Annotated in this window: 19 protein-coding genes; 5 read left to right on the forward strand and 14 right to left on the reverse strand. The window is 44.2% G+C overall.

Annotated features, from left to right (window positions below):
- Window positions 1-15: 15 nt before the first annotated feature.
- The 13 genes from AC57BQ_RS25600 to AC57BQ_RS25660 form a co-directional block, all read right to left on the reverse strand.
- Window positions 16-651 (reverse strand): hypothetical protein, encoded by a 636-nt coding sequence (locus tag AC57BQ_RS25600; RefSeq protein WP_496408948.1) that lies wholly within the window; start codon window positions 649-651, stop codon window positions 16-18.
- A gap of 28 nt (window positions 652-679) precedes the next feature.
- Window positions 680-1,006: a hypothetical protein gene (locus tag AC57BQ_RS25605; protein WP_496408949.1), complete on the reverse strand. Its 327-nt coding sequence runs from the start codon at window positions 1,004-1,006 to the stop codon at window positions 680-682.
- Window positions 1,007-1,093: 87 nt separating this feature from the next.
- Complete coding sequence (locus AC57BQ_RS25610) at window positions 1,094-1,519, reverse strand: arsenate reductase ArsC (RefSeq protein ID WP_496408950.1); 426 nt, start codon at window positions 1,517-1,519, stop codon at window positions 1,094-1,096.
- Window positions 1,516-1,944 carry an arsenic resistance N-acetyltransferase ArsN2 gene (arsN2, locus tag AC57BQ_RS25615; RefSeq protein ID WP_496408951.1) on the reverse strand — a complete coding sequence of 143 codons (429 nt, stop codon included), beginning with the start codon at window positions 1,942-1,944 and terminating at the stop codon, window positions 1,516-1,518. The genes AC57BQ_RS25610 and arsN2 overlap by 4 nt, the downstream gene beginning before the upstream one ends.
- Before the next feature lie 11 nt (window positions 1,945-1,955).
- Window positions 1,956-2,522, reverse strand: a complete 567-nt coding sequence (locus AC57BQ_RS25620; protein WP_496408952.1) for a DUF6428 family protein — start codon at window positions 2,520-2,522, stop codon at window positions 1,956-1,958.
- 53 nt (window positions 2,523-2,575) lie between these two features.
- The gene (locus AC57BQ_RS25625; protein WP_496408953.1) at window positions 2,576-2,905 is read right to left on the reverse strand and encodes an ArsR/SmtB family transcription factor; all 330 of its coding nucleotides are present in this window, start codon (window positions 2,903-2,905) and stop codon (window positions 2,576-2,578) included.
- A gap of 389 nt (window positions 2,906-3,294) precedes the next feature.
- Window positions 3,295-6,351 (reverse strand): efflux RND transporter permease subunit, encoded by a 3,057-nt coding sequence (locus tag AC57BQ_RS25630; RefSeq protein WP_496408954.1) that lies wholly within the window; start codon window positions 6,349-6,351, stop codon window positions 3,295-3,297.
- Window positions 6,348-7,295 carry an efflux RND transporter periplasmic adaptor subunit gene (locus AC57BQ_RS25635; RefSeq protein WP_496408955.1) on the reverse strand — a complete coding sequence of 316 codons (948 nt, stop codon included), beginning with the start codon at window positions 7,293-7,295 and terminating at the stop codon, window positions 6,348-6,350. Before AC57BQ_RS25635 ends, AC57BQ_RS25630 begins: the two co-directional genes overlap by 4 nt.
- Window position 7,296: 1 nt before the next feature.
- Entirely contained in the window at window positions 7,297-8,532 is a 1,236-nt protein-coding gene (locus tag AC57BQ_RS25640) for a TolC family protein (protein WP_496408956.1), read from the reverse strand.
- A 144-nt stretch (window positions 8,533-8,676) separates the two neighbouring features.
- Window positions 8,677-9,936 carry a sensor histidine kinase gene (locus AC57BQ_RS25645; RefSeq protein WP_496408957.1) on the reverse strand — a complete coding sequence of 420 codons (1,260 nt, stop codon included), beginning with the start codon at window positions 9,934-9,936 and terminating at the stop codon, window positions 8,677-8,679.
- Window positions 9,933-10,610 (reverse strand): response regulator transcription factor, encoded by a 678-nt coding sequence (locus AC57BQ_RS25650; RefSeq protein ID WP_496408958.1) that lies wholly within the window; start codon window positions 10,608-10,610, stop codon window positions 9,933-9,935. Before AC57BQ_RS25650 ends, AC57BQ_RS25645 begins: the two co-directional genes overlap by 4 nt.
- Before the next feature lie 86 nt (window positions 10,611-10,696).
- Window positions 10,697-11,701, reverse strand: a complete 1,005-nt coding sequence (locus tag AC57BQ_RS25655; RefSeq protein ID WP_496408959.1) for a YncE family protein — start codon at window positions 11,699-11,701, stop codon at window positions 10,697-10,699.
- A 666-nt stretch (window positions 11,702-12,367) separates the two neighbouring features.
- Complete coding sequence (locus AC57BQ_RS25660) at window positions 12,368-12,949, reverse strand: RNA polymerase sigma factor (RefSeq protein ID WP_496408960.1); 582 nt, start codon at window positions 12,947-12,949, stop codon at window positions 12,368-12,370.
- Between the two features lie 138 nt (window positions 12,950-13,087).
- Here AC57BQ_RS25660 and AC57BQ_RS25665 point away from each other — a divergent pair, with 138 nt between their 5' ends.
- The 5 genes from AC57BQ_RS25665 to AC57BQ_RS25685 all read left to right on the forward strand — a co-directional run bounded on the left by AC57BQ_RS25665 (window position 13,088) and on the right by AC57BQ_RS25685 (window position 22,196).
- On the forward strand, window positions 13,088-14,254 hold the full coding sequence (locus AC57BQ_RS25665; RefSeq protein ID WP_496408961.1) for a FecR family protein: 1,167 nt from the start codon (window positions 13,088-13,090) through the stop codon (window positions 14,252-14,254).
- A gap of 205 nt (window positions 14,255-14,459) precedes the next feature.
- Complete coding sequence (locus AC57BQ_RS25670) at window positions 14,460-17,807, forward strand: TonB-dependent receptor (protein ID WP_496408962.1); 3,348 nt, start codon at window positions 14,460-14,462, stop codon at window positions 17,805-17,807.
- A gap of 10 nt (window positions 17,808-17,817) precedes the next feature.
- Entirely contained in the window at window positions 17,818-19,338 is a 1,521-nt protein-coding gene (locus AC57BQ_RS25675; RefSeq protein WP_496408963.1) for a RagB/SusD family nutrient uptake outer membrane protein, read from the forward strand.
- Window positions 19,339-19,587: 249 nt separating this feature from the next.
- Window positions 19,588-21,618 (forward strand): PAS domain S-box protein, encoded by a 2,031-nt coding sequence (locus AC57BQ_RS25680; RefSeq protein WP_496408964.1) that lies wholly within the window; start codon window positions 19,588-19,590, stop codon window positions 21,616-21,618.
- Between the two features lie 107 nt (window positions 21,619-21,725).
- The gene (locus AC57BQ_RS25685) at window positions 21,726-22,196 is read left to right on the forward strand and encodes a carboxymuconolactone decarboxylase family protein (RefSeq protein WP_496408965.1); all 471 of its coding nucleotides are present in this window, start codon (window positions 21,726-21,728) and stop codon (window positions 22,194-22,196) included.
- A 78-nt stretch (window positions 22,197-22,274) separates the two neighbouring features.
- On the opposite strand, the gene AC57BQ_RS25690 is transcribed toward AC57BQ_RS25685, so the two are convergent.
- The gene (locus AC57BQ_RS25690; protein WP_496408966.1) at window positions 22,275-22,751 is read right to left on the reverse strand and encodes a YybH family protein; all 477 of its coding nucleotides are present in this window, start codon (window positions 22,749-22,751) and stop codon (window positions 22,275-22,277) included.
- Window positions 22,752-22,805: the final 54 nt, after the last annotated feature.

The raw sequence follows: 22,805 nt of genomic DNA on the forward strand, positions 1-22,805 counted from the left end.
AGTGTGAAGTAAATATTAATAATTCCAGTTATCTTTTATCTTATTGGCCACAAAGATCATTTCGGCTGCGATCAGTTTTTCCTGCTGCTGCAATTGTTCATCTGTCGCGCCTGTAAGACCTGGGTATTTTAGTTTAACCGCGAATTTGTCCGGGCTGCTCAGCAGAGACGACGCATCCTCATTCAGCAGTACATGCACCGCCTGCGGATTGGACGGTGAACTTTCAAATGTAACAGAGCCACCCTGGTCATTATATTTGGCGTTAAGACCACCATCCGTGCCTACCTTGAATCCGAGTTTGTTCAAAGCCGGTGATACTTTCTCCAATGGTGCAGCACCCACAGTAAATACTTTGACATCGTTAATGCCATTGTTCGATAAGGCTGCTTTCAAAACGGCTTTCGCAAAGGGAGCGCTAAAGCCGTCATTACTGATCAGTTCGATCAAAACCGGCTTCTTCTGGCCTTTTGCTACAATGCCCATCTGCTGTATGCCGGTCAATACGTCCTGTCGCTCATAAGAAACAGGGTTGCTCTTTTTGATTTGTTTAAAAGATTGCACCAGTTCAGGATAAATAGAATCCGCCACCGGAGTGAAAGCAGAACCTGCTACCAGCAGCCCTGCTAAAAATACATTGAATAAGGGTTTCATAATTTTAGGTTTTATTGGTTATTGGGTTTTATTTCTGCGGTTCGTGACTGGCTATTTCGCTGACCAGCGTACTTAGATGGCCCGTCATCGACTTAAAAAGTTCATGATTTAGCTGGTAAAAAGTATGGCCGTCACGGGTCATTTTCCTGATCAATTTCACTGTTTTCAAGGCGTTCAGATGCTTTTCCGTTACCTCAGCTGCTAAGGGCAAGTCGATAAACCGGCTATTGTCCACCCAATCCTCCTGTTCCATGAGTATCCTGATGATGGTTACCCGCGCAGGTAATGCCAGCGCCCTTGAAAAATTTGCCAGTTCAACATCCGGTAAATCAAATTTGTATTTAGCCTGTCCCATTGCCTTATTTTAAATCATTGCTTTATTGCTATTTAGCGATTGATATAGTTTTTAAAAAAGCACGGCTATTTCACCCATGCATTCCAATCAGTTCTTTACGTTATCCTGAACAAAGTCGGCTGCATAAACCTTGATCAGATCTCTTACCCGCCTGAACTCATCCATGACTTCATCCGGTGTCCCTGTTGCTTTTGCCGGGTCAGGAAAGTTCTCATGAAAACGCTCCACCTTGCCCGGAAAGAAAGGGCAGGCTTCATTGGCGTTATCGCATACCGTGATCACCTGGTCAAAGGGGATGCCGTTATATTCATCCACATGATTAGAGGTATGTTTCGAAATATCAATATGATCCTCGGCCATGACCTGAATAGCTTTTGGATTAACCCCGTGTGTTTCTATCCCGGCGCTGTATACATTCGCCTTTTCACCTGCAAAATAGCGCAGATAACCTTCGGCCAGTTGGCTGCGGCAACTGTTGCCGGTGCATAAAACCAGTATGTTTTTCTTGCTCATTTTAGTATTTTTTTCATTACGATGGCCGATGCTGGGCAAACATGGCTGAACTCTGATGACTGATGCAATATGGCAGGAACATCCAGTCTCGAGATTTGACGATAACCTTTGCGGCTGAAATAAGCCGCAGCAGTTTCGGTTAACAGATAAACCTCTTTCAGAGAGGCCGTCAGTGCCGCACTTTCCAAATGCTGTATCAGATACCCGGCTATCCCTTTGCTGCGAGTTTCCGACCCGACAGCGAGGGAACGCAGCAAACCATAATTTCCGTAGGTTTCCAAACCAATCACCCCAATCACTTTACCATCTTCGACCGCAACAAAAAAGTTCTCCAGGGTTTCTGGCAAATCGCTTACAGGCAGCTTTTCAGATGCAAGCAGAGCCAGTATATCATTCCTGTAATTTTTAACTTTTTCGATTTTCATCGTCATATTATTTAGCAGCAGCCTCCCCCAGGTGTGCAGCAAGCTTCAGCTGTAACAGCCAGATTTTTTAATTCTATTTTCGGTTTTTCAGCAACAGGTGCACAGCATTCTTCGCCTTTATCGTTTGTGCCGCAACTCCCCCCTCGGGTTTGTGCTTTGCATTGTACGGCATCAGGGCGCAGGTCAATCGTTAATGCGTCGCCGTTCACGATCATTTCGTTAGGGAACATCTGGCGGGTATCAAATTCAGAATTGCCGAACTCAATCTTTACTGTGCCGTTCGGATTAAGCGGCAGCATTTTTTCTACAATGTTTACTATTGATAAAGCTTTGCCAACTTTCATGGAGCGCTCTTGCTGTTCACCTTCAGGTACCCAAAGCTGTACGATGATCTCCGTCCAGGCATTCATCACACCGCCACAGTCTACCGATGTGATTGGGGCCTGTTTAATCTCTGTAATGTGATAAGCAGCATCTACCAGCTTGCCCTCAGCATATTGAAATTGCAGGTCAAGGTCAGGATGCTGTAATAATGTTTCTTTAAAAGTTTTCCAGTTGATCGCTTCTACTTTATTCATGGCTTTATTCTATTTTATTATTGCAATATTGCGATTAATATTAGTAAATTTTTTCAGCAGCAATTTCCTTGTTCCTGATAGGTCAGGAAAAAGTCGTTCAGGTTCTCATGCAACAATTTCCAGGCTGTTGGCTCTATGCAATAGCAAACGCTTACCCCTTCAATTGTACCTTGTATTAGCCCCGCGTTTTTAAGTTCCTTTAAATGCTGTGAAATGGTTGGCTGAGCCAGCCCCAACTCTTCAGCAAGGTCCCCACAGATACAGGCGTTTGCTCTGATAATCTGTTGCAGGATAGCAATACGCGCAGGATGCGCTATAGCTTTCAGCAAAACGGCTAATCTGTTTTGCTCATCGGTGAACATTTCGGTTTTTGTTAAGCCCATAATTTTATATTGCAATATTACGATTAATGGAATGACACTTGCAAGTTTTATCTGAAATTTATTTTATCATAACGATAGGGTGCCTATCTATGAAGCCCCTTATTCTTTTTGGACTTACCAACTTTTGGACTTCGGAGGATATTGTTAGTCGCTGCGGTATCTTTCTCATTTCCAATAGATTTATTAATTGATTTATCCAAGTCGATACTGCCAATGAAGGTCAAAAGCGGCACAAGGGGTTCGAGTGTGACCCCGTTCAGCCCGCCAAGTAAATGCAAAAGCCTTACTGAAAAGTAGGGCTTTTTGCATTTTAGCAATGCCTTTAAAAGATCTCAGATAAATCAATTATCCAGGTAACCTCGTTCCGTACTTTAAAAATGTAACCCCTGTTATTTTGTTGTTGATGGATGAACAAATGTATGATTACGGTATAGGAGCCATAACATACTGGGCAGCACGATTAACAGCAAGGGTAATGCCGCCAGGAAACCACCAATAACCGCTATAGCTAAAGGCTGGTGCAGCTGAGCGCCCGCGCCTATGCCCAGGGCCAATGGCAACAGGGCAATAATGGCTCCAAGAGCCGTCATTAATTTGGGGCGCAAACGGGTAGAGATGGAATAAATAATAGCCTCGTTGATATTGTTATGTTTGGTACTCTCCCTAAACTGCCAGAAGGTAAAAATGGCGTTTTCGCCAATGATGCCCACAATCATGATCAAGCCAGTATAGCTGCCCACGTTTAATGGGGTACTGGTTAGCCACAAGGCCAGGAAACTGCCACCAATGCCCAATACGGCCACCACCAGGATGAGCAGCGCGATACGGAACTGTTTAAACAGGAAAAGGATCACACCAAAAACCAGCAGACTTGAAGTGATCAGAATGATCAATAGTTCTTTGAACGATTGTTGCTGCTCGGCATAAGCCCCGCCGTACTCCACGTGATAACCCGTTGGCAGATTGATGGCGCTGATGTTTTTTTTGATGGCTGGCATAACAGAGCCCAGATCCACATTATCCAACCGGGCGCTGATAACGCCCATGGCCTGCAGGTTTTCGCGCTGTACTTCGGCGTCGCCTGTTCTTAACTCTACATTGGCAAGCTGACTGATGGGCAACGGCTTGCCATTGGGTAAAAAGACGGTTAGTTTTTTAAGGCTGGCTACATCTAATGATCGGTTGCCCGGATATACCATACGGATAGGCGATTGCTGTTCTTTCTCGAACAAACTACCGATCACATTACCTTGCAACGCCGATTGCACCTGTGTTTGCAGATTGGCGGGTGTAAGGTTGTATTGTGCCAGCATGGTATAATCGGGTACAATATTTACCGATGGGCCGGCAATCACAATGCCATCAAATACATCGGCAGTGCCTTTTACGTTGCTTATAGTAGCTGCTATCTGTTTTGATAGTTGTTGCAGTTTAACCTGGTCATCACCAAAAACTTTGATCTCGATGGGCTGTGTAGATGTCATCAGATCGCCCAGCATATCACCTATTACCTGTCCAAAATCTACCCGCAGGGCAGGTTGGGTCGATTCAATCTTCTGCCGTAAATCACTGATCACTTCCTCTGTAGTTTTATGGTGACCTTTTTTGAGCTGTATCAGGTAATCGCCGGTATTGGGCTCGGTGATAAAAAAGCCCATTTGCGTACCCGTTCTGCGTGAATAGGCAGCAACTTCGGGATCTTTGATGATGATCTTCTCGATGTCGCGCAGCATGCGGTCCGTTTCTTCGAGTGATGTGCCGGGAGGCGAAGTATAATCGAGTACAATACTACCCTCATCCATATCTGGTAAAAAGCCTGTTTTTAAGCCCGCCGGTATAAAAATAATTACAGCGGCAAGGGCCAGCATCATGATAATGCTCAAGTATGGGCGTAATATAAAAAAGGATACCCAGCGCTGCCTTTTTACGCCATGCGCTTCTTTTACCTGCACACTGTTGGTTTGATGGTTGCGGGTAAGCAGCAGATATATGACAGGTAAGCCTATCCAGGTTACAAAAAAGGAGCAGACCAGGGTAATGATCATGGTGTTGGTCATCACCTTAAAATAGGCCCCGGCAACACCTGTCATCATGACAAACGGAATAAAAATAACAATAGTACTGATGGATGAACCCACCATGGCCGGGAAAAGATAATCAACCGCCCGTTGTAGCAGCGTTAAGGTGGGTTCTTCAGGATGCTCTTCATGCGTTCGATGGATCTGCTCTACAACAACTATAGCATCATCAATAATGAGGCCTATGGCCGCGGCTATGGCACCCAGCGTCATGATATTAAAGGTATAACCCAACGCATACAGAACAATCAGGGTTAGGCAAAGCGTAACCGGTATGGTGATCAGTATAGTAGCGCTGGCCTTTATCGACCATAAAAAAATAATGGCTACAATAATAGCCAGCGCCAACCCGATCCATAAACTGTCGCCTACGCTTTTTACAGAGGCGTTTACAAAATCAGCCTGAACATAATATGGTTTGATGGTTACACCGGCTGGGAGGATCTTTTGCAGATCGGCCACCTTTTGCGTCATGGCATCAGACAGGTCGATCAGATTGGCATTGGGCTGTTTGATCACTGCTATTAAAACACCTTCGTGGCCGTTGGCATTTACCTTGGTATACTCAATGCCGGGATTGATCTGTATGCTGCCGATGTCTTTAAGTTGTATTACCCGTTTCCGGTTATTGCTGATCACCAGGTTTTCCAGTTGCTGGCTGGTATTTACAGAAGCATCCGTAACAGTTAGGTACAGCATTTTATAGTCCGACAAATAACCTTCCGATTTGATAAAACCTGTTTGGGCCAGCGTATTGGTGATGATGTCTGGTGTAAGCCCAAGGGAGCCCAACTTTTGTATGTTAAGCACCAGCCAGTACTCTTTTGTTTTACCGCCTATAACCCTGATCTCAGATACACCATCCACCTGCGACAGGAACGGTTTTACCGTATAGGTAGCGAGCTGTTTTAACTCAATAGGCGATTTGCTATGGCTCTCCAACGTATATCCGCTTACCGGCAGAATAGAGGGATTCATTTTTTCGACACTGATGTTCACATCCGGTGGCAGGTCATTTTTGATCTGGTCTATACGTGATTGGATCTGTTGCTGACTCAGATCAATATCGGCGTCCCAATTCATGAAAGCTGATATTTCGCAACTTCCGCGGCTGGTGGTACTACGTACATATTGTAGGTTGGGTACTTGCTTCACGGTATTCTCCAACGGTTTGGTCACCGTAATCATCATTTTGTTTACCGGTTGCAAACCAGCATCGGCTATGATCTTGATCTTAGGGAAAGTGATCTCGGGGAACAACGAGGTTTGTAAGCGTGAATAGGCAAAACCACCACCCAGCAATATGATGAACAATAGCAGACTGATGGGCTTTTTATGCGTAATGAAAAAGTTATTCAGGTTTTTCATGGCTTCACAATTTTCACTTTGGCGGTATCGGCCAATCCATAATTACCTGTAACTATAATTTTATCAGCCGGGCCGAACTTTGGCGAAAGTATCTCAACCTGGTTCATGGTTTCGATACCTTTTTGAACCGGTACCTTGATGGCTGTAGTATCATTAATGAGTTTCATTACCCAGAAATCGGTTTGTGTTTCATTGGCTAACACGGCTGATTTGGGCAAGGAGAGCACATTGTTTTTTGCCGATTTAATGATATGCGCCCTGGCCACCAGGTTTTCAGGGATCGGATCGCCACTATTTACCCTAATCACTACGCCCTGTGTTTGAGACAGGGTATCCACCGAAGGTAAAACCGACGCTACACGACCGCTGAGTGTGCGGCCACCAGGTAAGGTGAGCGTAATGTCCTGGTTATTGCGTAAAGTGCTTTGAAGCTCGTAAGGTAGCTGCATCACAAAGGCGAAGCTTTCCTTATCGCTTACGGCTGCTAATTGTTCACCATCCTGCACGTAGTCGCCAACCTGGTGTAGCAGTTGGGTAATATAACCGCTGCTTGAAGCCTTAATCCGGTTTACGCCCGAAAACTTAAATGTGGTATCCAGCACATTGATGGTATTGCCAATGCTTTGCGCCTCCTTTGTTTTAATAGTAAACAGCAATTGGCCCGCACTTACATATTGCCCTGGTTTTATGTATACCTTTTGTATATAGCCTATAGCATTAGCCTTCACATAGCTCTTTTGCATAAATGACGAAGTTGCGTTGAGTGTGATGGAATCGGCCATTGTACCATTACTGATGGAAGTTACCGTAACCGGCGTTTGCGACTTTACCGCGGCATCTTCGTCGGCAGTAGCGGTATCATGATTACATGCCGATATGGTTAATACCAGGCAGGCACATGCGAAGGCTAAAAATTTAAAATATGGGGATGATAAATTCTTCATATTATCGGTTCCAGTAGTTGAGTTGGTTAATAAGCAGCAATCTGCTAATGGTGTTTTGCGTAAGCAGGTTACGGATAGTGAGATAATTATTGATAGCCAGTATCAGATCGGCCATTCGGAGGTCGCCGGTTTGCAGTAGCTTGGTATCCACCTTTATTAATGTTTCGGAATATTTGAACTGTGTATTAATATCAGCTATCAGGTTATCATAGCCATCTATCTGCTGGTTCAGCTGTATGATCTGTTGGCTGTACTGCTGAGCAAAAAAACTCTTATAGTTTTTGCGCGATTCTTCTTCCAATGAAAGTTTTTTGTACGATAGTTTGCGCTGCCCACCATCGTAAATAGGTACGGTAAGGCTAAAGCCAACACTGGCTCCAAAATGTTTATAATAAAGAGCAGTGAGATCGGAGTTATAACCACCATCGGCAAAAGCCTTTATTTGGGGTTTGTAGCTGTAGTCGATAAGTTTGCGGGTATTGAGTAAGCGTAGGCTGTCAAGCGCATATTGTCTGAAAAATATGCTGTTGGTTTTGTCAGCAGTGATGGCCCTTTGCAATTCGGGTTTTTGTAACTCGATGACTGTGGTATCCGTAATCCCAGTGAGGTAATTCAACGTGGCAAAATCTGTTTTATACTGCAATGTGGCTTGCGAAAGTTGCAGCTGCGCCTGTTTTAAGGTAACCAGGAAAGTAAGATAATCGCTTTGGTGGTACACATTGTTGCGGGTGAGCTTTTTAAGCAGGTCCTCTTCGCCGCTTAGCAGGGTTACCACTTCTTTATTGAATTTAACCTGCTGCAGGCTCCCATAAGCGGCTATGTATTGCGCGGCGATAGTACGACGCAGATCCTGCTCAGAGAGTTTAATATTATTGCGTAAGGAATCGCGCTGAAAGCCTATGCCTGCATATTGGGCCTTCAGGTAATTGTTACTGACGAAGGATTTATTTACCGATAATAAGGCATCGAGCGTTTGTCCGTTAGTGATGGCCTGCGAATAGCCGTAGCCATGAATAACCGGAGCATACAAACCGGCGCTCCCGGCAGTTACCTGTGGTTTTAATCCGGCTTTTATACGAACGCTATCCAGTTGAGCCGATAGTATCTGGTTATTAAGGTCCTTCAACAGCGGACTGTTTTTTACGGCTACTTGTAAGTAATCGTCCAGTGTTTTTTGCTGCGCGAAGCAAAAAGAACTCATCATTAAGCATAGAAGTGATACGAGCAGATGTTTCATAAGTTAAGATGGCCCATACCGGTTACTCAGATGGGGTTGAGCTTAGCGACCGATAGTTTAAATCTAAGCTTTATAATTAATCTTTAAAAGTTTGAATACAATTCCATTTTTTCGACGTTACTAAGCTAAATATCAATTCTGGAATTATTCTGGAACTGAAAAGTTTACTGTGAACTGATGGATGTTTTCGCTAAACTGATAGTGAAGATCGAACCCATAATTATTACAGATCTGCCGGCAAATGGTGAGGCCAAGCCCAATACCTTCAGAGGCAGAAGATTTTTGAAAGCGCTTAAAGACCCGCTCAATATCTATTTCGCCATCTTTTCCAGTATTGCTGATGCGGAGTTGATGCTGATCCAGCACGACGCTGATATTGCCTCCCGGCCGATTGTGCCTGATGGCATTAGTGATGAGGTTATTGATGAGCACCTCCATTAACAGTAAACTGGCCATAACTTCACAATCGGTAAGCTCTGTTACCAGTTTGATATTTAAACTGCCCAGGAGTTCCTCATATTGGGAGAAACTGGAGCTGAGTAGTTCTTTCAGGTTAACGGTTTGCTGGTCATGTATCAACCCATTCTCAATTTTAGTGAGTAACAGCATTGATTTGTTAAGCCGGGTTAAGCGGGCAACCGTATTATAAATATCATTGAGCAATTTACTTTGCGGATCAGTGAATTGCCCGGTTTGTACCAGCGTATCCAGTTTGGAATTGATGACCGATATGGGGGTCATCAGCTCATGTGCGGCGTTCTCGGTAAAAGCCTTCAGGTTAAGGTAATCATCTTTAGCCTTGGTGGCCATGATCCCTACGGCCTGGTCAAGTTCCGTAAACTCATCAATGGTTGAAGGTACGGAAGCCACGGTTTTATCTTCGGCCAGATTAAATACTTTAAGTTGGTTGAGTATAGTGTAAAAGGGCTGCCACATGCGCCTTAATATCAGTCGGTTTGATAAGAACAATGCTATTACCAGGATAAAAATAAGTACAATAGTGATCAGGAAAATATCGCCTATAAGGTCCTCGGTTTCTACGGTTGATTGTATAACGGTTATCCGATACAGTTGCGAACCCACAGTTACCGAGGTGATAATGGCACGTGCCGGCTCCATGTCCTGATCTTTAGTATCCCGGTAGGAGGTATCAATAAATTTTCTTTTAACCGGACCATCAACTGCTTTAAAAAGAATTTCCTGGTGATTGGTACGGAATACCTGGGGCAGGTGATGATTAAGTTGTACGTAATCGAATACCTCACGTTCTTCTACCAGTAAGGCCTTATCAACCTGGTGTGTAAGGATAGCATGGATCGTAAAATAATAGATAACACCCGTAACCAGCATGATGACTACGGTTACGCTGATGTTGATCCGGTTGTATTTGTCAAGGAGCTTCATGCATCAGTAAACTTGTAGCCCATGCCGTAGGCGGCTTGTATATAATCTTTACCGCCTGCTTCCACCATTTTTTTGCGGATATTTTTGATGTGCGAATAAATAAAATCAAAGTTGTCGACAATGTCAATACTGTCGCCCCAAAGATGTTCTGCAATGGCACTTTTTGAAACCACTTTACCTTTATTGGCTATAAAATATAAAAGCAAGCTATACTCCTTCCGGGTAAACTTAACTGGAACCTGGTTGATCTTAACTTCTTTCGCGGTGAGGTCGATAAAGATCTCATGCAGGGTAAGGATATTGTTGCCATTAAACGCTTTGCGGCGAACAATGGCTGCAACCCGGGCCCTTAATTCCGAAAGGTGGAAAGGCTTGGTCAGATAATCATCGGCGCCCAGATCAAGCCCCGTGAGGCGGTCGTCAAGGGAGTTTTTGGCCGAAATGATCAAAACACCGTCTGCCTGTTGCCCGGCTTTCAGGTGTTTTAAAATATCCAGACCATTACCATGAGGGAGGGTGATATCCAGCACAATACAATCATACCGGTAGAGATTAACCTTGGACATGGCCGAAGAAAAATCGTGCGCTGTTTCACAGATATTGCCTTCCTCGGTAAAGTACGCTTCAATACTTTCCCGAAGCCCCGCCTCGTCTTCTATGATCAATAACTTCAAGCTTTTTTCTTTAAAAATACAATTTAATTCCAGAGAGCGGGTGCGAGGGTTAAGTGTCGGTATTTGATCTCTCGCACTCGCTCTATTTATTTCAGTTTGTAAACCAATACTTTAAAAGTGTTGGGTAATGCAGTTCGTGTCCCTTTTACAAATTCAGCCACGCTTAAATAGATCTTGTGTGTTTTTGGATCCAGAGCCATGGTTTTGGCACGATAAGCCGTCTGTAATGTCTGGATCACTTTATACTCATCGGCCGATAGTTGCTTGATAATAGTAGTTACGCCATCGCCGCAGGAGCAAAAGATCAGCTTGGTTTCAGGATCGTAAACCACGGCATCGACACCGGCGCCAATAGGTAAAGTGGTCACTACCTTGCCGGTATTAATATTTACCACGCTTACACCTTTATTTTCGCGGCAAACCGTAAACACGCGCTGATTAACGGCATCCAAAGCCAAACCCGTAGGGCCACCACATGGCGCAAGCGGATAGTTTTTGATCACCTTCAAGGTTTTACTATCTATGATGTTCAGGCTGCTTTTATCTTCCAGGTTATTGTAAATTTTGCCTTTACCATCGGCTACAGCAAATTCGGGAGCACCACCAAGCGCAACCGTGCCAACCTGTTTTAGTGTATTAGGATCAATTACCGATGAATTATTACTCTCGCCATTAAAGCTGAAAACACGATCAGCGTATGGGTCGTACATAATGGCATCGGGGCCATTAGCGTCTGTTAAGGCTATGGTGGCAATAACTTTCAGTGTTTTGAGGTCAAATGCTACCACGGCATTGGCTTTACCATCGCTGATAAAGCCACGGTTGGCTTTATTGTCGATAGCGATTCCATGTATGCCTTTCAGATCGCCGATTAGGCCCGCTGGTTTTTCTGTTTTCAGATCGATTACGTTTACAACTGTACCATGCGATACATATAAACGGTTATTTACTTTGTCGATCGACAGGTAATCATAACCACCATCGCCGGGCAGGGAGATCGATTTATCCAGCTCATAGGTTTGTGCATGCAATAATTGCGGGAGCAGGCCAATGGACACCATCAAAGCCAGGACCGATACAAATTTTTTCATGGGTTCTTTTTTTGATTTAAATTTCGACTTTGATTCTGTAGAAAACTTGTACAGACCGGGGCCAATGCTACACACCTTTCAAAAACTTTTTAAACCTATTATTTTAACACTTTTTTAGTCAAAAACAGCGTAAAACGCTCGTCTTTTGGTCACTTTAACAAAGTTTTAAGGCCGTTTTAACACTTTTTAACAAATTTTTGATGGGTTTTGAAAGGTTTAAAAAGTATTAATATATTGATAGTCAAGTAATTGAATGTAAAATGGTTTATTTTTGGCTTGGTTTTGTCCTTAATTAAACAGCCCGGTTTCCTCTTCTAAAAGGAAACCGGGCCGTTTGATATATAAATATACGAAAAATTATCGAAACACCTGGTGGAGAAGGCGTGGAAATTTGCCCGACTGAACGCAGGCGACGACTCACCCCGTCTGCGCTTCGCTGGCCCCCCCTCTCTTCGCCTGCGGCGGAAAGAGGGGGCTTAAAAAACAACGTCATTGCGAGGTACGAAGCAATCTCTATGCTATACAGAGCGGACTTGCCTATTGGGGATTGCTTCGTGCCTCGCAATGACGCGCGGAAGGAGAAATGTCTTTACCCTCTTTGCACCGCAGGCGAAGAGAGAGTGACTGAGCGCTGCGATGGTCGGGTAAGTTGGCTATGCGAAAAGCCTATTTAAGAATATACCACAAAGAAATAATAGCCGACGCATGTTTAAGGCAACCCCGCAGATGTTTGAGCGCCATGGTGATCTGGTTTTCGACCGTTCGCTTAGAGATGCCCAGGCGACCGGCTATTTCCTGGTTCGAAAGGTGATCGATGCGGCTCATCTGGAAAATTTCCTGGCAGCGCTTGGGTAATTGGTCCAGGTACCGTCCTAATTCATGCAGCAGCTCCTGGTCTTTGATCCGGCTTTCACCGTCATTATGAACCAGCAATTCGCTGATCTCCGTATCGGAAATGGTTAAAACAACCGGCGATTTTACCGCCCGCATCCGGTTATAAACCTGGTACCGGATAGCCGTTAATAAAAAGTTAGGGAATGATTCGATCTCGAGTTGCTGCCTCCTGTTCCAAATATTCAGGAACACATCATGTACTGCTTCTTCGCTGGCCTCGCGATCTTTCAGGTAGCGTAAAGCCGTTTTATACAGTCGTAACCAGTACCGATCAAAAAGCACGGCAAAAGCCTGTTCGTCATCATTACGGATGGCAAGCCACAGCTCAGCGTCATTAATCGGGGAATTGTACATACAACTGGTTGGATAAAATTAGGAAAAGCCCGCCAAATAATTCGACAATTAATGATTAACCGAAAAAAAAATAAAAATTGATGTGTGTGTCTATATAAAATTTACACTAACAAAGTATAAACCTGCTATTACAGCCTAATGATAACCAAAGAAGAATTCCTTGCTTTGTACGAAAAGTACATGAGCGGGCAATGTACAGCCGACGAAAAAAAGTTGCTGGATACATACCGCGATGAAATGATATTGGCCGAAGAGGGCTGGAATGATGACCTGGTGAAAGAAGAAGATGTGCGTACCCGCATATGGCAGCGATTAAACGATAATCGTAAAATAGTTCAGCTACCATCACGTAAGGTTACCAAATACCGTTGGTTGCAGGTGGCGGCGGTTTTTGTGGCGGTGTTGTTTGCAGGGCTGTTTTTTATGCAGCGTAAAAAAAATCAAGAAACTGGTACTGTAAAGCTGACAAATAAAGTACAGCCGCCCATATTACCCGGCGGCAACAAAGCATATTTAACCTTGGCCAATGGCTCGCGCATTGTGCTTGATGATGCCCAAAACGGCAAACTGGCATCCAGACCTGGTGTTACTGTAAGTAAAACCGGGAATGGTATGCTGGTATATCATTTTACCAATTCAAATAACAATACTACTGCTGTCACAACGCCCGAGTTTAATACCATTACTACACCCAGGGGCGGGCAATACCAGGTTGTACTGGAAGATGGTACACGGGTTTGGCTCAACGCGGCTTCATCTATCAGGTTTCCGCAAGCCTTTACCGGTGTAACCCGCGAGGTTGAATTAACAGGTGAAGCCTATTTTGAAGTAGCTAAAAATAAAGCCAAACCTTTTATTGTACAGGCCAACGGCACAAAAGTGCAGGTGTTTGGTACCCACTTTAATATAAACGCTTATGGAGATAACAATAATATAACCACTACGCTATTGGAGGGCTCGGTGCGGATGACCAGCGGCAGCTCGGCAGTAATGTTGACGCCAGGTCAGCAGGGTGATGCTGTTAACGGCGCGACCATCAAAGTAAGCCCCGCCGATATACAGCAAACCATGGCCTGGAAAAACGGTCTTTTTATATTCCACGATCTCAATATCACCGAGGTGATGAAACAAGTGGGCCGTTGGTACGATGTTGATGTGGAATACCGGGATGATGATGTGAAGAAGAATGAATTTGGAGGTACTGTATCCAAATACAAAAATATAACGGAGTTACTGGATGTGATGGTGCTAACCCGCTCAATTCATTATAAGATAGAGGGAAGGAGGGTGATTATTATGAAGTAAATTTTCCTTACCCATAATATTTACCTGTTTATAACCAGGAGCGTTCGCAGCGCCCCTGGTATAAAGCTTTGAATAGCTGCCAGGTATCAATCAATGATCATATTTCTCATAACCAATTATTTAACCTAACATTCAAATGTATAAAAAATCTGCTGCAATAAGATGCAGGGAATGGCCCTGCCTTAAATCTAAATTATTTCTGATTATGAAATTGTCGTTTTTTTTGTGCCTGGTTTCTATACTGCAAGTGAGCGCCGCAACGTCATTTGCACAAAAGATCAGTCTTGATAAAAATAACGCTTCCCTGGCCGAAACCCTGCAGGAAATTCACCTGCAAAGTGGATTCAGCGTGTTTTATAACGCCAAACTGCTCAAAAAGGCGGTGCCGGTAAATGTACACCTGCAAAATGCCGATCTGAGCGATGTTTTAAAGCAGTGCTTCCAGGATCAGCCATTTAGCTACGTGGTGAATAACAATACCATTGTGGTTACTCCCAAACAAGCCGAGGTCGCTGCTGTCCAGGATATTGTTGTTACCGGCCAGGTAACAGACGATAAAGGCGTACCGCTGCCAGGTGTAACCGTTAAGGTAAAAGGTACCGATGTAGGCGCCCAAACCGGTATTGATGGCCGTTATAAAGTATCGGTAAGCAATAGCAGTGCTGTACTGGTTTTCAGCTTTGTGGGTTTCGCGTCAAGAGAGATCGCGGTAGGTACCCAAACCCAAATTGATGTGATGCTTAAAGAGCAACCATCGGCATTAAATGAAATTGTGGTAGTGGGCTACGGCACACAAAAGAAAGTGAACCTCACCGGGGCGGTTTCGTCTGTTAGCGGCGAAACGCTGAACAAGCGCCCGGTAGTGAATCCTGCCTCCATGCTTCAGGGATTAGCTCCCGGTGTAGCGGTAAATGTCGGCTCTGGTGAACCAGGTAACGAAAGCGTATCCATTAAGGTTCGTGGTGTTGGCACCTTTAGCGGCGCTGGTACGGATCCCCTGGTGTTAATTGACGGTGTACCTGGCAATTTCAGTGATCTTAACCCAACCGATATTGATAACGTATCCGTATTAAAAGATGCTGCTTCTACTGCTATATATGGATCAAGGGCAGCCAATGGTGTTGTGCTCATCACTACCAAACAAGGTAAGGCCGGGCAAATGTCGGTAAGTTATGATGGCAACGTGGGTTTTTACAGCCCTACCAACATGTATAAACTGGTAACCAACTCGGCGCAGTACATGGAGATGTTTAACCAGGCCCGTATTAACAGCGGCACAACAGACCCTAACTCCCTTTATCCGCAAGATCAGATCGACCTGTACCGTAACAGTACAGATAAGCTACACTATCCGAATACCGATTGGCTGAGCCTAATATTCAGGACAGCTCCAACCCAAAATCACAACCTTACTTTTAGCGGCGGTAATGATAAAACCACCTATAATGTGTCATTGGGCTATATTAATCAAAATGGTATTGAGCGCGGCTTTGATTATAAGCGATACAGCGCCCGTATCAATTTAGCCTCCAAGATCAACGATCATATCAAATTCGGCACCAACGTATTGCTAAAATCAGGTACCAGAGATGCGGTGGCGGGCAATCCTTCATCACCAAGCCAATGGGACGGTTCTTCCATGGACCTTTTTCTTTCGGCCATGTCGCAAGCGCCTACTTATGGGCCTTACCTGACTGATGGCAGCGGACATTACACCTTTAAAGCCTATGACTTTGAGTATAACAACAAGAACCCGATAGCTGTATTGGATCAAAACTTTACCAGGGTTACTAATGATTATGCCGTGAACGCGCAAGGCTGGGTTGAAGTGCAGTTCAATAAGGATTTTTCCTGGTACACCAAAGGTGCGGTGAACTTTAATATGGATAAGTACAAGGATTTTAAAGCCACCCTGGATGAATACAACTTCAAGACCAACCAACTGCAAACTCAATTGGACCTGGGCAAGGGTTTAACCGACCAGGACGAACAAACCGTTTACACCAATTTATATAGCTACTTAAATTACGCCCATGGTTTTCACGGGCATAATATTAAGGCGCAAGTTGGTTACAGTATTGAGCAAAGTAAATATCAATATCTACAAGGCTATCGAAAAAACTTTCCTGACCTGGATTTACAGGAATTGAACGCAGGGGGGGCAGATATACAAAGTGCATATGGCACCTCTAATCAATGGGCGTTAATGTCATACTTTGGTCGTTTGGATTATGATTATAAAGGCCGTTACCTGTTGGAAGGTAATATTCGTGATGACGGAAGTTCAAGATTCCCGCCTGCTAATAAATGGGCAATATTTCCTTCGTTTTCTGCCGGATGGCGGGCTACTGAAGAGCCCTTTGTAAAAGCCATGAATTTAACCTGGCTGGATAACTTTAAACTCAGGGGCTCATGGGGTAAGGTAGGTAATCAAAATATTGGTAACTATCCTTTCCAGGCATTATTGAATTTGGGAGGAAATCCAAACCTTAACTACTCTTTTGATAATTCAACACTAACAACAGGTGTAGCGCAGCAAGCCCTTAACAACCCGGTTATCAGATGGGAAACCACCACCATGACCGATATCGGTTTGGATATAACGCTTTTGAGAAACTTTAATTTAACCGCCGATTGGTACAATAAAACCACATCTGATATTTTAAGACAGGCCCAGGTTACCGCCGTTGTGGGCTTAAGCGCTCCTATTATTAATGATGGTGTGGTGAACAACCGCGGTATTGAGCTTGGTTTATCATACAATAACGTTATACGGGATGGCGCTTTAGGCGGCTTTGCTTATAACGTGGGTGTTAACGTTGATCATAATACTAACAAGCTGGTAAAATTTGGCCAAACAGAGATCGGCGATTATACTATTAACCAAACCGGGCAGCCGATAAATTCATTTTATATGTTGCAGGTGATTGGTATTTTCCAATCAGCGGCAGAGGTGGCCAATTCTCCTAAGCAGTTTTCTGACTCAACCCTGCCGGGCGACCTGAAATATAAGGACGTAAACGGCGATGGTAAAATTGATCAGAATGACAAAACCATCATTGGCGGCGTTTTTCCTAAATTGAACTATTCATTTAATCTTGGAGCAAGTTTTAAAGGTTTCGACCTGTCGGCCATGTTCCAGGGGGTTTACGGGGTTAAATCATACGTGTCTGGCTGGGGAACTATCCCCTTTGTTCAAGGTGCTGCGCCAACTACAGATTGGTTAAATGCCTGGACGCCTGAGCATCCGTCAACCACCATGCCACGCATTTATTTTGGTCAGAGCGCGCCGGATAAGATCGGCCGCCGGTCTACCTTCTTCCTGCAGGATGCATCCTATTTAAGGCTTAAAAACCTGGTGTTCGGGTATACCATTCCTGCACAGCTCACCAAAAAAGTGGGTATCAACAGAGTTCGGGTTTATTTTGCCGGCGATAATTTATTTACCATAACCAAGTTTAAGGGTCTTGATCCTGAGCGTTATGGAAGCGGCGACGGGGTACAATACCCGCAAAATAAAATATACTCCTTTGGTTTAAATGTTACTTTTTAATTAGCCCCACATGAAAAATCGAATTATAATAACCATCATATTAATTACATCGCTGTTTGTAGGCGCGTGTAAAAAAGCGTTGGATCTGAACCCTTCGGATCAGATAGCGACGGCTACCTTCTATAAATCCAAAGCTGATTTTGATGAGTCCCTTGCGGGTGTGTATGCAGCTTTACAACCCGAGGAATTTGCCGTAGGTATAGGCTTCAGGGATTGCTTTACCGATAACGGGTACAACCAGTTTAACTCCGGCAGTTCCAAGGATTTTGTTCAGGGTAACTTTAACCCTACTACCGGCGGTTACGAAACCGGTATTTACAATGACAGTTATACTGGTATCACCCGTATAAATCTGTTCCTGCAAAACCTGGCTAACTACAAAGGGTCTGATATTTCTGATACGCAAAGAAAAGTGTACGAAGGCGAAGTAAGGTTCATCCGTGCTTTTTTCTACTTCCAGCTATACAGCATTTATGGTGATGTGCCATTGGTGCTGCAACCGCTTAACCTGAGCAACCAAAAGCAACCCAAAGTGCCGGCTGCACAAGTTTTGACCCAGATCACCACTGATTTGGATTATAGTATTGCCAATTTGAACACCGCAGCTTATTATGCTAATGGTGGACATGCGGCTGCATCTTCGGCAAAAGCCTTAAAAGCAAGGGTATTGTTATTTGCCGCTTTCGGTAATACCGGTACGCCTGATCCGACCATACTCACCCAGGTAAGGGATCTGTGTAAGGACCTCATGGGACAGTATAAGCTGAGCACCAATTTTGAGGATATCTTCCGGGATGCCACACAGAAGAATAATACCGAGATCATCTTCTCTATTAACTTCCTGGCGCCTAATAATACAACTCCCTGGGATATGTATTATGGCGACTGGGATGCTTGTGCTCCGCTGCAAAATATGGTTGATGCGTTTGAATGTACCGATGGTCAGCCTTATGGCACATCGCCGTTAACCGATACCAAGAATCAGTTCAATAACCGCGACCCAAGGCTGGCGAAAACCGTGTATGCCGATTCTGTTAATTTTGGTCCGGGCAAGGTATATCATCCATCAAACCTGCGGCCTACCGGTTATGGTACCATTAAATTCCTGGAACCTAATAATATGCCGTATGGCTTCTCGACCCTGAGTCAGCAGGATGCTGTGGTATTACGTTTGGGCGAAGTGATGCTGATGTATGCCGAAGCTCAGAATGAGATCGCTGGTCCGGACGCCACCGTTTATCAAGCGATGGCTGATCTGCGGGCACGTGTGAGTATGCCGCCATATCCGGCAGGTTACACTAAAGATCAGATGCGCGAAAGGATAAGACATGAACGCCGGATCGAGCTTGCTTTTGAAGGCCTGCGTCATTATGATCTGCTGAGGTGGCACATTGCCGGACCGGTACTTAACGCGGTAAAAAGCACCCTCATCAATTATCATTTTGAAGATAAGTTTTACAAATGGCCACTGCCACAAACAGAAATTGACAAGAGCGGAGGGGTGTTGATCCAAAATCCGGATTATAAATAATCACTAATTAACTATTAACGAACAAAAACCGGCAGCAAATTTTTGCTGCCGGTTTTTTGTTATAAAGAAATGGGGATTTCGTTAATTCCTGGAGGCTGCGATACAAAGAGTATTTCATACTAATTAAACAATTTGCTCAATCCTTTTCATATTAAGCAAATAGCTTATTGAAAAATGATAAAATAATCGATTTTTATGGTTTTTATTGGCAGGAATCAAAATTCAATAACTTAGTTTTGTATCTATACCATGGAAAACCTTACCGATTTAAAGCAACAGCTGGCTCAATATCAACAACGTGAGGCCGAGCTCGAAAAGAGTGAAGCCCGGCTGCGTATGGCCATCGCTTCTGCTAATTTGGGGACATGGGATTATAAACCATTAACCGGCGAACTTACCTGGTCTGACGAATGCAAGCATCTGTACGGCCTGGCACCTGAAGCTGAAATAAATTTCGAGCTGTTTACAGAGCATATTTACCCTGCCGACAGGGATGCGCTGGAGCAGGCTATGAATAAGGCCATGGACCCGCTTGGCGACCATATTTATGATATGACCTATCGTATTATTCGTTTTGATAAGCCGGAGGTGAGATGGCTAAGGGCACAGGGTAAAGTTTACTTTAATAAATTACAAGAGCCAGAACGTTTTATTGGTACCATAGTTGACCAAACCGAAACCAAACTGGCCGAAGAAAAAAGTGCCAAACTGGCTGCCATTGTAGAATCGTCGGATGACGCCATTATCGGTAAAACCCTGGATGGGGTCATCACCAGCTGGAATCCGGCAGCAGAGCATTTACTGGGTTATACAGAAAAAGATGTTATCGGAAAACATATCACCATACTTATCCCTGAGGACCGCTTAGAAGAAGAAGATCTGATCCTGGAAAGAGTCCGGAATAACAAAAAGGTGGAACATTATGTAACCTTCCGGGTAACTAAGGCTGGTTTAGAGATCCCCGTTTCTATATCGGTTTCACCTATCAGGGATGTTACCGGCAAGGTGATCGGCGCCGCCAAAATTATCCGGAATAACGCCCATCAAAAAGAAACAGAAGCAAGATTATTACGCTACGCGGAAAACCTGGAGGTATTGAATGTGCTTGGGAAAGTTATTTCAGAGAAGATGGATGTGAGCGATATCCTGCAAAAAGTAACGGATGCAACCACCCGGTTGATCGGCGCGGCGTTTGGGGCGTTTTTTTATAACAACGTGAGCGAGGCCGGGGAATCCTATATGTTGTTTGCACTGTCGGGCGCACCAAGAGAAGCCTTTGAACGGTTTGGAATACCCAGGAACACGGCACTTTTTCATCCAACATTTACAGGGGAGGGTATTGTACGCGCCGATGATATAACCAAAGATCCGAGATACGGAAAGAATAGCCCCTTCTTTGGGATGCCCGAAGGGCATTTACAGGTAACCAGTTATCTGGCTGTCCCCGTAATTTCCAAATCGGGCGCGGTAATAGGCGGATTGTTTTATGGGCATCCCGAGCCGGGTAAATTTACCCGGGAGCATGAACAATTGATATTCGGGGTTGCCACACAGGCTGCCATTGCGCTGGATAACACCAAGCTGTATGAGGAGATAAGGAAGCTTAATGATAAAAAAGAAGAATTTATTGGCCTGGCCAGTCATGAGCTAAAAACGCCGGTAACCAGTTTGAGCGGTTATTTGCAGATATTGAATCGTACACTTCCGGATACAGACCGTAATAAACCATTTTTACAGAAAGCGCTGCTCCAGGTTAAAAAGCTATCCGAACTGATCTCCGATCTGCTGGATGTTTCTAAAATAGAAACCGGACAGCTGCCCCTTTCTTTTAGCGATTTTAACATCACGCAGATTGTGCAGGAAACCATTGAGCTGATCCAGTATTCGACCAAAACACACCAGATCATATTACAACAACCGGAACAGGAGATCATCATTTCGGCCGACAAACAACGGATTGAACAGGTTATTGTTAACCTGCTTTCCAATGCTATTAAATACTCTCCAAAGGAAAAACTGGTTAATGTAACCATCTCTGCCACGCCTGATAAAGTTAAAGTTACGGTACAGGATTATGGCATGGGGATCCAGAAAGAACACCAGGAACGCATATTCTCACGTTTTTATCGGGTAGAGGAACTGGCCTCCCATATATCGGGGCTTGGCATCGGTTTATATATCAGTAAAGAGATCATTAGTCGCCACCATGGCAAGCTGTGGCTGGAAAGCGAGCCCGAAAAAGGTTCCTCATTTTTCTTCGAGATACCTCTGAATACATAGCTGCAAAAATAAATGTAAATTTTTTTATTAAATAATGTCCAGTTTCTAAGATCTCATTCATCATTGGAGTATAAATTAAATATTCATACTCATTAAAGATCAAGAAAATGGAACAACGACTTAATGTACATCAAAAAGGCCAGGCCGCTATGAAAGCTATTTATGGTTTAGCTATATACCTGTCCAAATCTCCGGTTGAGGAATCACTTTTACATTTAATTGAATTCCGCGTATCACAAATTAACGGATGCGCCTTTTGTTTGGATATGCACTCCAAAGATCTGCGCGCCGAAGGTGAAACCGAACAACGTTTATACCTGCTTAGCGCCTGGCGCGAGGTCCCTTTTTATACCGAACGTGAACGCGCCGCGCTAGCCTGGGCCGAAGCCCTTACAAAAGTTACCGAGAGCCATGTATCTGACGAGATCTATCAGCAGGCAAGTAACCAATTTTCAGAACAAGAGCTCATTGATCTGACTATGGCAATTATCACCATCAATAGCTATAATCGGCTTAATATTGCGTTTCCGGCACCTGTTGGCGAGTATCAACCCGGAGAGTATAAGGTACAAGCATAACGAACATAGTCAACCGAACCAGGTGTTCAGCCCCAATCTGAACACCTGGTTTTTACGAACAGGAATCCATAATTCCCCTTATTTCCTCTTGCGGTTGCTGCTAAATGAGTCCCGGAACATTTTCCAGCCTTTTGCTGTTTTTTTCCAAAGCACCAGGAATTTTCCATTATCAAAAAGCCGGTGCTGCGCATCAAATGACTGCCATATCCCTTCTTCAGTAACAAATGTCCCGCCGTTACCATAAACAGCAGTAGTGATAAACTTACCATCGCGTAACCCGAACTGATCATACGCCATTTTGAAAAATTGGCGCGCACCTGCTACTCCATGCAGCGGCTCCATGTTGGGGGGCATGATCACACAATTATCCGCGTACCGGTTAATAAAAATAGCCGGATCGTTTTTTACAAAAGCCTGGAAATAAATTTGGTTGCTTGCAGCGATGGCTTTTTTAGCCTCACTTAAATTTGATTGGGTTTCGGGTTCAGGGCTTTGGATATGGAAACACATCATGAATATGGCCCATATGGGCACGGCACTTAAAAGCTGGTTCATCTTTCTTGAATTAATTTGTTGATCTGTTAAATAAGCTGATTCAAAAATACAGTA

This window comes from Mucilaginibacter sp. BGA-UO-ETr-C110 (assembly GCF_059567985.1).

Coding starts and splice junctions, on each gene's coding strand:
- AC57BQ_RS25655 (WP_496408959.1), bottom strand. CDS start 11,701: ATGAAAAAATTTGTATCGGTCCTGGCTTTGATGGTGTCCATTGGCCTG.
- AC57BQ_RS25630 (WP_496408954.1), bottom strand. CDS start 6,351: ATGAAAAACCTGAATAACTTTTTCATTACGCATAAAAAGCCCATCAGT.
- AC57BQ_RS25600 (WP_496408948.1), bottom strand. CDS start 651: ATGAAACCCTTATTCAATGTATTTTTAGCAGGGCTGCTGGTAGCAGGT.
- AC57BQ_RS25605 (WP_496408949.1), bottom strand. CDS start 1,006: ATGGGACAGGCTAAATACAAATTTGATTTACCGGATGTTGAACTGGCA.
- AC57BQ_RS25680 (WP_496408964.1), top strand. CDS start 19,588: ATGGAAAACCTTACCGATTTAAAGCAACAGCTGGCTCAATATCAACAA.
- AC57BQ_RS25690 (WP_496408966.1), bottom strand. CDS start 22,751: ATGAACCAGCTTTTAAGTGCCGTGCCCATATGGGCCATATTCATGATG.
- AC57BQ_RS25670 (WP_496408962.1), top strand. CDS start 14,460: ATGAAATTGTCGTTTTTTTTGTGCCTGGTTTCTATACTGCAAGTGAGC.
- AC57BQ_RS25645 (WP_496408957.1), bottom strand. CDS start 9,936: ATGAAGCTCCTTGACAAATACAACCGGATCAACATCAGCGTAACCGTA.
- arsN2 (WP_496408951.1), bottom strand. CDS start 1,944: ATGAAAATCGAAAAAGTTAAAAATTACAGGAATGATATACTGGCTCTG.
- AC57BQ_RS25660 (WP_496408960.1), bottom strand. CDS start 12,949: ATGTACAATTCCCCGATTAATGACGCTGAGCTGTGGCTTGCCATCCGT.
- AC57BQ_RS25640 (WP_496408956.1), bottom strand. CDS start 8,532: ATGAAACATCTGCTCGTATCACTTCTATGCTTAATGATGAGTTCTTTT.
- AC57BQ_RS25685 (WP_496408965.1), top strand. CDS start 21,726: ATGGAACAACGACTTAATGTACATCAAAAAGGCCAGGCCGCTATGAAA.
- AC57BQ_RS25620 (WP_496408952.1), bottom strand. CDS start 2,522: ATGAATAAAGTAGAAGCGATCAACTGGAAAACTTTTAAAGAAACATTA.
- AC57BQ_RS25665 (WP_496408961.1), top strand. CDS start 13,088: ATGATAACCAAAGAAGAATTCCTTGCTTTGTACGAAAAGTACATGAGC.
- AC57BQ_RS25635 (WP_496408955.1), bottom strand. CDS start 7,295: ATGAAGAATTTATCATCCCCATATTTTAAATTTTTAGCCTTCGCATGT.
- AC57BQ_RS25675 (WP_496408963.1), top strand. CDS start 17,818: ATGAAAAATCGAATTATAATAACCATCATATTAATTACATCGCTGTTT.
- AC57BQ_RS25625 (WP_496408953.1), bottom strand. CDS start 2,905: ATGGGCTTAACAAAAACCGAAATGTTCACCGATGAGCAAAACAGATTA.
- AC57BQ_RS25610 (WP_496408950.1), bottom strand. CDS start 1,519: ATGAGCAAGAAAAACATACTGGTTTTATGCACCGGCAACAGTTGCCGC.